Below are 10,532 nucleotides of genomic sequence, written 5' to 3'. Positions count from 1 at the left end.
GACCTTGTCCGCGGCGCCGGCAGGCGGCGTCGCGAACGCCAGCGCTGCCGCCAGCGCCAGCGCGGCTGAAGCCAATCGACGCGCGGAGCGCGGCGTCATTGGATCTTCGCCGTCGCGGTGTCGGTGGCGCCCTTGTTGTCGATCCAGCCGACCTTGAGATCGTCGCCCTTCTTGGCGCCCTTGAAGCTGAACTTGACGTAAGGGTCCTTGGAGACGGCGGTGCCCCAGTCGGCGACGAATATGTTTCTGCCATTATGTTCGAAGGTCAGTTGCTGGATGTAGTGCGGCGGAATGGTCTCGCCCTTGGCGTCCTTGACGAAACCGGAATCCATCGGATGCTGGATCAGCGCCTGCACTTCTGTGATGTCGCCGTTTGAGGTGGCGCGCACGCGAATGGTCGATGCCATCGGATTCTTCCCTGTTTGAATTCAGCCGCCGCAGCCGCCGACGGTGACCTTGACTTCCCTGGTGGCGCTGTAAAGCTTGCCGCCGGCTTCGACGATCGCGGTCACGTTGCTGGTCCTGGCCATCTTGAGCCGGTTGGCGACAGCAGGCATCGTGCCTGCGGGTATCTTGTAGGACGCCGCCAGCGCGTTTGGATTCTCGCCCACCAGGAACGAGATCGAGGTCACGTCGGCAAGCGTCGTGGTGACCGAGATTGGAACCACCGCGCCGTTCTCGGCGATTTCCGGCGCGTCGATCTTCACCTGGTCGGAAGGTTCGGCGGTCTTGCCGTAGAGCGCCTTGATCGCATCCGCCTCGCTCTTCTGCTTGAACGCTTCTTCCGGATATTTGTCGTTCGCCGCGGCAATGGCCGCCGGCCAGCGCAGGGCAACGACGCCGAGGCCGGTCAGCGCGACCGTGCCGGCGCCTTGCAGGATCAGCCGCCGGGCGGCCGAAAATCCGGTATTCTTGATGCTCATCGAAACTCTCCTAAAGCGTGCGCGCGGGCGTCACAGCGTGTGCAGGAAATCCACCACCGCGTTGATCTCCTTTTCGGTCAAAATCCGGTTTCGTCCGAACGGAGGCATCACGGTCAGCGGATTGCGCTTGGTTTCGTCGTAGACGATGGCGAACAGCTCGTCGCGATCGGGATATTTCTTCCTGATGTCAACGAGCTCCGGGCCGATGGTGCCGGGGAGGTCGCCGCCCTTGATGACGTGACAGGTCAGGCAATTGCCCTTGCCGCGGTCGAACGCGAGCTTCTGGCCCTCGGCGGCGGACTGCGCCTGGGCGGCAGATGTCAACGCGGTACCGAGCAGCAACGCCAGGGCCAACTTCACCATCAGTTCAGACATGCTCGAAAGCCGTTCGGTCAAGGGCGTATTCCGTATTTCACTTCGGCTGCATGGTGTCGAGCGGTCCGGTCGTACGCGGCGTCAGGTTCCTGCCTTCGGCGGTAGAGCTGATCTTGATCGCGGCCGGGTCGGCACAGGCGTTCATGCACGGCTTCGCCATGGTATCGGGTCTCGGATCGGTCCAGATGAAACTGTCTCGGTTCGGCATTTTGACCTTCGGCAAGCTATCCTGGTCGGCGACGAATTCATTCGGAACGATGTCGTTCAGGTTCAGAATATAGGCCGTCAAAGCATAAACGTCATCGGCTGACAATGTGCGCGGCGCCGGCATCGGCATCGCGCGGTTGATGTAATCCCACAGCGTGGGCGCGAACGGCCAATAGCTGCCGACCGTCGGCTCCGGCCGTTCGCTACGCAGCGTTCCCGTGCCGCCCGCGAGCTTGGGATAGCGGCCTTCGCCTTCGCCAAAAGTTCCATGGCAGGCGGCGCACTGCTCGGCAAAAACCTCCGAACCGCGCTGGACCGAGCCTTGGCCCGCCGGCAGGCCTGCGCCGTCGTCGCCGCGCACGTCGATATCCCATCCGGCGATTTGCTCGGTCGTCGGCTTCACGCCATAGCCGTAATAGCCGGGCTCCGCGGCGTTCGCGGCCGCACCGCAGACGACCATCAGGGCTGCGCCAAGCAGCAACCGGCCATTACCCGACCTGGACATCGAACACGCTCCCGTCAGGCTTGACCTGCCAGGTCTGGATTGAATTGTTGTGATAGACCGAATTCGTGCCGCGTTGCTGCCGCAGTTGCGCGATCGTCGGCTGCACGTAGCCGGCCTCGTCGATCACGCGGGATTCCAGCAGCGCCGGCCGGCCGTCCCATCGCCAGGGCATCGTGAATTTGGTGAGCGCCTTTGTCAGTACCGGCTCGTGCAGCCGCGCGCTCTGCCAGTTGACGCCGCCATCCACGGAGACGTCGACCCGTTTGACCTTGCCGTTGCCGCTCCAGGCCAGCCCTCTGATCTCGTAGAGCCCGGGGCCGGCCAGCGGCCTTTCCGGGCACGGGAAGGTGATGACGGATTTGGCATCGATCAGCCAGGTAAATCCGCGCGAGGTGCCGTCGGGCATCAGGTCGGTGTATTTCGAGGTCTCTTCGCGGGAATACCAGGGCTTGTCGCCGAGCTTGATCCGCCGCAGCCACTTGATGCTGACATTGCCCTCCCAGCCCGGCACCAAAAGCCGCAGCGGGTAACCTTGCTCCGGGCGCAGCGCCTCGCCGTTCTGGGCGTAGACGATCAGACAATCGTCGAGGCACTTGCCGAGCGGCAGGCTGCGACTCATGTGCGCGCCGTCAGCGCCCTCGACCATCGCCCAGCGCGCTTCCTTCCTGACACCGACCTCGTCCAGCAGGGTCGAAAGCAGTACCCCCGTCCATTCCGCGCAGGAGATCATGCCGTGATTGAATTGCAGCGAATTCAACTGCGCCGCGCGCCACTCCATGCCGCCATTGGCGGGGCATTCGATGAAATGGATGCGCGACACCGAGGGAAAACGCACGATGTCCTGCATCGACAGGAGCAGCGGGCGCTCGACCATGCCATGAATCATCAGCCTGTGCTGGTCCGGGTCCACGTCCGGCCGCCCCGCATGGTAGCGCTCGAAGAACAACCCGTTCGGCGTGATGATGCCGTGCAGGTCCTGCAGCGGCGAAAAGCTGATGGAGGATTCGGTTCCGGCGGTGAGCCACGGAACGTTGCGGCGGATCACGCCGGCCTCGGCGGCGGCGGGCTGGCCATAGGGCCGATCCACCACGCCGGGCCCGACCGATTGCGACCAGGGCGGATCGGCGGGCGGGTAAGCTGTCGGGGAACCGGCATGGCCGGGCCTTGTGCCGAGCGCCAGGCCGCCGGTCAGCGCCGCGCCGAGCCCGAGAAATGCGCGCCGGCCGAGCGGATTGCGTGCGCCTGCATGTGTCTGTACCGCAGGCACGGTACGCCAGAGGTCGGGCAGCACGCTTCCTCACTCCGCGGCATCAAAGACCGCAAATAGATTATGGTTGCTCGAGCCGTATCGCCATCTGCTAATTTAGTCAATGCTAAACTAACCGTGGTGCGCTATTGATCGGATACGTTTTGCAGTCGCGCGTCACCAGCCGGATATGAACCACATGAAAGCAATTGCAACTGCCGCCAGCGCCGGAAGGCCCGACCGGGCGGGCGACGACGAGACGGCGGCGCTGAAGAAGTTGGCCAAACAGGCCGGCGAGGCCGCCCGGCTCTTGAAGCTGCTCGGCAACGAAAAGCGTCTGCTGATCCTCTGCTTTCTTGCCGCGCGCGGCGAAATGACGGTGGGAGAACTGGTTGACGAAGTGATATTGAGCCAGTCCGCGCTGTCGCAGCATCTGGCTAAACTACGCACCGACGGCCTGGTGACATTCCGCCGAACGTCGCAAACGCTGCACTACACCGTCGCCGACAAACGCGCATTGCACCTGCTGCAAGTGCTCAAGCAGATCTATTGCGGCGAACTGAAGTGATTGGCTGACATGGCTCGATGCGTTGCGAAATTCGGCGAGGACGGCCGGCCGGTCGAGTCCGACGGCCGCCTCGACGCGGCCGCGTTCCACCGCAATCACCAGCCGATCTGGGCGGTGTTGCAGAAATTCCTGGCCGGGAAATCCGGCGACGTGCTGGAGGCTGGCAGCGGCACCGGTCAGCATGTGGTGCATTTTGCCAGGCTTGCCCCCGATATCATCTGGTGGCCGAGCGACCTCGACGCACGGCATCTGAAAAGCATCGATGCGTGGCGCGCGCATGCGGGTCTTTCGAACATTCGTCCGCCGCTGCGGATCGACCTTGGCGATCCCGCCTGGTGCCCGGCGATGCAGGACGGCAGCGGCCCCAAGGCTTTGCTGGCGGTATTCTGCGCCAATGTGATCCATATCGCACCGTGGCGCGTCGCCGAGGGCCTGTTTGCGGGCAGCGCGCGATATTTGCGGCCGGACGGGCGGCTGTTGCTCTATGGGCCGTTCAAGCGCGACGGCAAGCATACCGCGCTCAGCAATGCCGCGTTCGACACCAGCCTTCGCGAAAGGGACCCCGAATGGGGCGTGCGCGATATCGGCGATCTCGAACAACTGGCCGATGGCGTCGGGCTGACATGGATCGAAACCATGGAAATGCCGGCCAACAATATGATCCTGGTGTTTGGGCGATCGAACACTGCCTGAGCGCGGCGCATGGCGCGCGTCCGTTTCCGCCGGTTGATCGGCTGGCCTCAACTCTCCATAGTGCCGGGAATCAATCGATGTGCTGCCGGGCGAAACTGCCGATGATCGATATGACTGCGACCGGGGAGATGGCCGACGACGCGCGGGCCCGTTCCAATGTCTTGCGGCTGGCGGCGGCGCAGGCGCTGACCGGCGCCAATTCGGCGGTGATCTTTGCTACCGGCTCGATCGTCGGCGCGACGCTCGCGCCTTCGATCGCGCTCGCGACCGTGCCGCTTTCGATGTATGTGCTGGGCCTTGCCGCCGGCACCCTGCCGACCGGCGCGATCTCGCGCGCCTATGGCCGCCGCACGGCCTTCATCATCGGCACCGGCTGCGGCGTCCTGACCGGCGCGCTCGGCGCCTTCGCCATCCTGCATGCGTCGTTCTGGCTGTTCTGCGGCGCGACCTTCCTTGGCGGCCTTTATGGCGCGGTGTCGCAATCCTATCGCTTCGCCGCCGCCGACGGCGCCAGCGCCGCGTTCCGGCCCAAGGCGGTGTCGTGGGTGATGGCCGGCGGCGTGTTTGCCGGCGTACTCGGTCCGCAGCTCGTGCAGTGGACCATGGATATCTGGCCGCCTTATCTGTTCGCCTTCAGCTTCGTGGTGCAGGCGCTGGTCGCGCTGGTTGCGATGGCCGTGCTGTCGGGGGTCGACGCGCCAAGACCTGCGGCGGCCGATCTGCATGGCGGCCGGCCGCTGTTCGAAATCGCGCGCCAGCCGCGCTTCATCGCGGCCGCGCTGTGCGGCGTCATCGCCTATCCCATGATGAACCTGGTGATGACCTCGGCGCCGCTCGCGATGAAGATGTGCGGCCTTAGCGTCAGCGATTCCAATTTCGGCATTCAATGGCATATCGTGGCGATGTACGGGCCAAGCTTCTTCACGGGTTCGCTGATCGCGCGCTTCGGCGCGCCGCGCATCGTCGCGCTGGGGCTGGTGCTGGAGGCGGCCGCCGCCTCGATCGGCCTTGCCGGCATCACCGCGATGCATTTCTGGGCGACGCTGATCGTGCTCGGCGTCGGCTGGAACTTTGCCTTTGTCGGCGCCTCCGCGCTGGTGCTGGAGACGCATCGGCCGCAGGAGCGCAACAAGGTGCAGGCCTTCAACGATTTTCTGGTGTTCGGAATGATGGCGGTGGGGTCGTTCTCGTCCGGCCAGTTGCTGGCCCATTACGGCTGGTCGGCGGTCAACATGGTGGTATTCCCGCCGGTGCTGCTCGGCCTGGCCGTGCTGTCGTTTGCCTCGTTTGCGAAACGACGGGCAGGGCAGCAGGCGGTCGAGGAAATTCCCGGTCCCAGCCTTTGATGACGTGGTCACCGCGCCGTCAGGTTTCCCGCTGCCGCAGCAAATCCTCGAGATCGAGCCGTCGCGTGAACATCGCGAGCGTGCCGTCCGGCGTGCGCGGCCATTTTTCCTTCGGCCGGTCCCAATACAGCTCGACGCCGTTCTCGTCGGGATCGCGCAGATAAAGCGCCTCGCTGACGCCGTGGTCGCTGGCGCCGTCGAGCTGGATGCCGGCGCTGATCACGCGATGCAGCGCGTTGGCCAGCGCCGGCCGCGTCGGATACAGGATCGCGGTGTGAAACAGGCCGGTGGTGCCGGGCGGCGGCGGATCGCCGCCTTTGCTTTCCCAGGTATTGAGCCCGATGTGGTGGTGATAGCCGCCGGCCGAGATGAACGCCGCGCCGGAGTTCAGGCGCTGCATCAGCTCAAAGCCGAGCACGCCGCAATAGAATCCCAACGCACGATCGAGATCGGCGACCTTGAGATGGACATGCCCGATCCGGGTGCCGGCGATGACGGGTGGGTTGTCGGGCATGGTGTTCTCCATTCGTAAAGTTTCCGTGCCCCGGATGCGGTGCACCGCTGAAGAAGCGCGCGTCCGGTACACGTAGGCGGCGAATTTCGCTACGCAAGATCGGAAACCTCCCCTGCCGGCAGCTCAAATTCAAAAGTGTTCAGCGTCATCGACACCATCGTGTAGTAGCCGCACAGACCGATGATCTCGACCACGCCGCGCGGGGTGAGCAGCTTGACCGCTTGGTCATATAGCGCGTGCGACAGGCCGTGGCCCTCATGCAGCGATCTGGCGACGTCGTAGATCATCTGGCCCTTCGGATCATCGAAGTCAGGCGTGCGGCGATCGCGGATGTCCTCGATGATCTTGGGGTCCATGCCGCCTTTCAGGGCCAGCCGCTTATGCGCATACCATTCGTAATGCGAGGTCCAGTGCCGGGCGGTGACGAGGATCGCGATCTCCGACAGTTTTGCCGGAAAGATCGTGTCGAAGCGCAGCACCGCGCCGAGGCGCGTGGCATGCCGGGCCATCTCCGGGCTGTTCAGCCAGGCCATCATCGGCGGCGGCGGGGCGCCGCGCTTGCCGGCGATCGATTCGTCGTAGGTTTGTTTCTGGTCCGCGCTCATTTCGCCAGGCGAAAGCAACTTCAGGCGCATCTCGGTTTTCCCTGTTTTTTCAATCGTCGAGGCCAAAGCGCATACACCCGATCGCGGTTGGTGACCACCGCGGCGGCGGCATGGCGCGCGGCAAGACATATTGAATTCCGCGGCGCGGCGGCTAAGGTCTTTTCAACCCATTCACGATGGAAGCGCACCATGCCCGTCACAGATCAATTCCGCCGAGAAACCCGCTCCTGGCTGGAGGCCAACTGCCCGCCGGAAATGCGCCGCCCGATGACCTCGGACGCCGATACGTTCTGGGGCGGCCGCAACGCCAAATTCGCCTCCGAGCCGCAGCGCGTCTGGTTCGAGCGGATGCGCGACAAGGGTTGGACCGTGCCGCATTGGCCGAAGCAATATGGCGGCGGCGGCCTCGATGGCGAGGAAGCCAAGATCGTGCGCCAGGAGATGGCCGCGGTCGGCGCGCGGCCGCCGCTGACCTCGTTCGGCATCTCGATGCTCGGGCCGGCGCTTTTGAAATACGGCACCGAGGCGCAGAAGCAGGAGCATCTGCCCAACATCACCGCCGGCCTGATCCGCTGGTGCCAGGGCTATTCCGAGCCGAACGCAGGTTCGGACCTCGCCTCGCTGCAGACCCGCGCCGAAAGCGATGGCGACGACTACATCATCAATGGCCAGAAGATCTGGACGTCCTATGCCAATTACGCCGACTGGATCTTTTGCCTGGTGCGCACCGATCCGGCGGCGAAGAAGCATGACGGCATCAGTTTCATTCTGTTCGACATGACCTCGAAGGGGGTGTCGACCAAGCCGATCCTTTTGATCTCCGGCTACTCGCCGTTTTGCGAGACCTTCTTCGACAATGTGCGGGTGCCGAAATCGCATGTGGTCGGCACCGTCAATCGCGGCTGGGACGTCGCGAAATATCTGCTGCAGCACGAGCGCGCGATGATCTCGGGCATGGGCGAGCGCGGCGTCGGGCGGCCGCTCGGCCAGGTCGCCGCCGACTCCGTCGGCACCGACGAGCAGGGCCGGCTGGAAGATCCGATGCTGCGCAGCCAGATTTCGACCTTCGAGATCGACGAGGCGGCGCTGGCGGCGGCGGCCGAGCGCGCGGTCGATCTGGCCAAGGCCGGGCAGTCGCATCCGGCATTTTCCTCGGCGATGAAATATTACGGCACCGAGCTCAACAAGCGCCGCTACGAAATCCTGATGTCGGCCGGCGGCATCGACGCGCTGGAATGGGAAAGCGAACGCTCCAGCGGCGGCGCCCGCCCGCGCGCCTGGCTCCGCACCAAGGCCAACTCGATCGAGGGCGGCACCAGCGAGGTGATGCTCGGCATCGTCGCCAAACGGATTCTCGATCTGCCGGGGGCGTAAGGCACACCATAACCGCGTGTCATTCCGGGGCGCGACGAAGTCGCGAACTATGATGTGCAATTGCACATCAGAGAATCCGTAACCACGATCGTGAGTATGGATTCCGGGCCTGCGCCCAAGAGGGCGCATCCCGGAATGACGATTTCTAGATTGATCTGAAACACAAGACCGGAAATCCCCATGGCACTCGTCCTCAGCGAAGAACAATCCATGCTGCGCGACAGCGCGCGCGGCCTGATCGGCGACAAGGCGCCGGTGTCGCATCTGCGCCAACTGCGCGATGCGAAGGACGCCACCGGATTCTCCCGCGAGCTCTGGAAGACGTTCGCGGAAATGGGATTCGCGGGCCTGCTGGTGCCGGAGAAATTTGGCGGCAGCGGGCTCGGTTGCGTCGAGGCGGGGATCGTGATGGAGGAAATCGGCCGCACCCTGATGCCGTCGCCATTTTTGTCGACCGCCGTGCTGGCAGCCTCGGCGCTGTCGCGCGGCGGCAGCGAAGCGCAAAAATCCCGGCATCTGCCGAAGATTTCCGACGGTTCGCTGCTGGCGGCGCTCGCGATCGACGAGGGTGCCAAGCATCGCCCGCTGCAAACGAGAATGCAGGCGGTGCGCTCCGGCAACGGCTTCAGGCTCAAGGGCGACAAGGCTTTTGTGGTCGACGGCCATACCGCCGGTCTCCTGATCGTGGAGGCGCGCACCGCGGGCGCGGCCGGCGAGCGCAACGGACTGACGCTGTTTTTGCTCGACCCGAAGGCAAAGGGCATCGCGACCGAGCGCACGGGGATGGTCGATTCACACAATGCGGCGCGGATCGTGTTCGACAATGTCGAGGTCGATGCCGACAGCGTGCTCGGCGAGGTCGATCAGGGCGGCGTGCTGCTCGAAGGCGTGCTCAATATCGGCCGCGGCGCGGTGGCGTCCGAAATGGTGGGCCTCAGCGAAGAAGTGTTCGGCCGCACCGTGAGCTATCTCAAGGAGCGCAAACAGTTCGGCAAGCCGATCGGCGAATTCCAGGCGCTGCAGCACCGCGCCGCCCAGCTCTATATCGAGATCGAGATCACCCGCGCCGCGGTGCTGAAGGCGCTGCAGACACTCGATGGCGATTTCGAGAACGCCGGCGCCGCGGTCGCGGTCGCCAAGGCGCGTGCCGGCTCGACCGCGACGCAAGCGGTCCAGGAAGGCGTGCAGATGCATGGCGGCATGGGCATGACCGACCAGTTCGACATCGGCTTTTTCATGAAGCGCGCACGGGTGTGCCAGGAACTGTTTGGCGACAGCAATTTTCACGCCGACCAGCTGGCGCGAATGAAGAGTTATTAGCGGTCCCACCCTCGTCATTGCGAGCGAAGCGAAGCAATCCATTTCGCCGCGGAGAGGAAGAATGGATTGCTTCGTCGCTTTGCTCCTCGCAATGACGTGGAGAGTGTCATCTCTGTCGTTGGATTGTCACCGGCGGTTCATCATAACAAGTCGTCATCGTCCGGCTTGACCGGGCGACCCAGTATTCCGGTGCGTCCAAATGACTCGGCGCGAGAACCTACCGGATCGGCGGCGCGTACTGGATGCCGCCGGCGCTCCAGAGCTGGTTCAGGCCGCGCGGAATCTTCAGCTTGGATTCCGAGCCGACGTTGCGCTCATAGACTTCGCCGTAATTGCCGATGTGGCGGATGATGCGCGCGGCCCAGTCCCTGGTCAGGCCGAGCTCCTCGCCATAAGCGCCCTCGGTGCCGACCAGCCGCATCACGTCGGGCTTTTTCGACTTCAGCGCCTCATCGATGTTCTTCGACGTGACGCCGAGTTCTTCGGCGTTGATCATCGCATACAGCGTCCACTTCACGATCATCATCCAGTCGTCGTCGCGCTGCCGCACCACGGGGGCGAGCGGCTCCTTCGAGACGACGTCGGGCAGGATGACATGGTCGTTCGGCCGGGAAAGATTGAGCCGCAGCGAATAGAGCTGGGAGACGTCGGCGGTGAAGGTGTTGCACTGGCCGGAATCATAGGCCTTGACCACCTCGTCCAGCTTGGAGAATTTCATCTCCTCGTACTTCATGTTGTTGGCGCGGAAATAATCCGCGAGGTTGAGCTGGGTGGTCGTCGCCGCCTGCACGCAGACCTTGCTGTTGTTGAGGTCGAGCGCGGAATCGATATTGCGCGCGCGCGGCAGCATGAATCC

12 protein-coding genes and 1 pseudogene are annotated in these 10,532 nt (G+C 64.1%); 5 read left to right on the top strand and 8 right to left on the bottom strand.

The window, feature by feature from the left end; genetic code table 11:
- Window positions 1-95: 95 nt before the first annotated feature.
- Genes soxZ through soxC form a run of 5 tightly spaced genes read right to left on the bottom strand, consistent with a single transcriptional unit; the run spans window position 96 to window position 3,277 of the window.
- Window positions 96-407, bottom strand: a complete 312-nt coding sequence (soxZ, locus tag WCE35_RS10080; protein ID WP_424593190.1) for a thiosulfate oxidation carrier complex protein SoxZ — start codon at window positions 405-407, stop codon at window positions 96-98.
- A 21-nt stretch (window positions 408-428) separates the two neighbouring features.
- The gene (gene soxY, locus WCE35_RS10075) at window positions 429-923 is read right to left on the bottom strand and encodes a thiosulfate oxidation carrier protein SoxY (protein ID WP_424593189.1); all 495 of its coding nucleotides are present in this window, start codon (window positions 921-923) and stop codon (window positions 429-431) included.
- A 30-nt stretch (window positions 924-953) separates the two neighbouring features.
- Window positions 954-1,298 (bottom strand): sulfur oxidation c-type cytochrome SoxX, encoded by a 345-nt coding sequence (soxX, locus tag WCE35_RS10070; protein WP_424593194.1) that lies wholly within the window; start codon window positions 1,296-1,298, stop codon window positions 954-956.
- A gap of 37 nt (window positions 1,299-1,335) precedes the next feature.
- The gene (locus WCE35_RS10065) at window positions 1,336-2,010 is read right to left on the bottom strand and encodes a c-type cytochrome (RefSeq protein WP_424593188.1); all 675 of its coding nucleotides are present in this window, start codon (window positions 2,008-2,010) and stop codon (window positions 1,336-1,338) included.
- Window positions 1,994-3,277 (bottom strand): sulfite dehydrogenase, encoded by a 1,284-nt coding sequence (gene soxC / locus WCE35_RS10060; RefSeq protein WP_424593193.1) that lies wholly within the window; start codon window positions 3,275-3,277, stop codon window positions 1,994-1,996. Before soxC ends, WCE35_RS10065 begins: the two co-directional genes overlap by 17 nt.
- A gap of 178 nt (window positions 3,278-3,455) precedes the next feature.
- On the opposite strand from soxC, the gene WCE35_RS10055 reads away from it, so the two are divergent.
- The 3 genes from WCE35_RS10055 to WCE35_RS10045 all read left to right on the top strand — a co-directional run bounded on the left by WCE35_RS10055 (window position 3,456) and on the right by WCE35_RS10045 (window position 5,863).
- Window positions 3,456-3,824, top strand: coding sequence for an ArsR/SmtB family transcription factor (locus tag WCE35_RS10055; protein ID WP_424593192.1), 369 nt, complete (start codon window positions 3,456-3,458; stop codon window positions 3,822-3,824).
- 9 nt (window positions 3,825-3,833) lie between these two features.
- Window positions 3,834-4,517 (top strand): DUF938 domain-containing protein, encoded by a 684-nt coding sequence (locus WCE35_RS10050; RefSeq protein ID WP_424593187.1) that lies wholly within the window; start codon window positions 3,834-3,836, stop codon window positions 4,515-4,517.
- 101 nt (window positions 4,518-4,618) lie between these two features.
- On the top strand, window positions 4,619-5,863 hold the full coding sequence (locus tag WCE35_RS10045) for an MFS transporter (protein WP_424593186.1): 1,245 nt from the start codon (window positions 4,619-4,621) through the stop codon (window positions 5,861-5,863).
- A gap of 19 nt (window positions 5,864-5,882) precedes the next feature.
- On the opposite strand, the gene WCE35_RS10040 is transcribed toward WCE35_RS10045, so the two are convergent.
- Together WCE35_RS10040 and WCE35_RS10035 are read right to left on the bottom strand one after the other, a co-directional pair.
- Window positions 5,883-6,377: a VOC family protein gene (locus tag WCE35_RS10040; protein ID WP_424593185.1), complete on the bottom strand. Its 495-nt coding sequence runs from the start codon at window positions 6,375-6,377 to the stop codon at window positions 5,883-5,885.
- 89 nt (window positions 6,378-6,466) lie between these two features.
- Window positions 6,467-7,012, bottom strand: coding sequence for a carboxymuconolactone decarboxylase family protein (locus WCE35_RS10035; protein ID WP_424593191.1), 546 nt, complete (start codon window positions 7,010-7,012; stop codon window positions 6,467-6,469).
- 159 nt (window positions 7,013-7,171) lie between these two features.
- Here WCE35_RS10035 and WCE35_RS10030 point away from each other — a divergent pair, with 159 nt between their 5' ends.
- Both WCE35_RS10030 and WCE35_RS10025 read left to right on the top strand, forming a co-directional pair.
- On the top strand, window positions 7,172-8,356 hold the full coding sequence (locus WCE35_RS10030; RefSeq protein ID WP_424593184.1) for an acyl-CoA dehydrogenase family protein: 1,185 nt from the start codon (window positions 7,172-7,174) through the stop codon (window positions 8,354-8,356).
- Between the two features lie 180 nt (window positions 8,357-8,536).
- Window positions 8,537-9,676, top strand: a complete 1,140-nt coding sequence (locus tag WCE35_RS10025) for an acyl-CoA dehydrogenase family protein (protein ID WP_424593183.1) — start codon at window positions 8,537-8,539, stop codon at window positions 9,674-9,676.
- Window positions 9,677-9,893: 217 nt separating this feature from the next.
- On the opposite strand, the pseudogene WCE35_RS10020 reads toward WCE35_RS10025, so the two are convergent.
- A pseudogene (locus WCE35_RS10020) lies at window positions 9,894-10,532 on the bottom strand (amino acid ABC transporter substrate-binding protein); the annotation flags it as partial.

It is taken from the genome of Bradyrhizobium sp. (genome assembly GCF_049691595.1).
Taxonomy (GTDB): Bacteria; Pseudomonadota; Alphaproteobacteria; order Rhizobiales; family Xanthobacteraceae; genus Bradyrhizobium.
The sequence above is the reverse complement of the archived record's forward strand: the minus strand, read 5'-3'. Positions and strand labels throughout refer to the sequence as shown.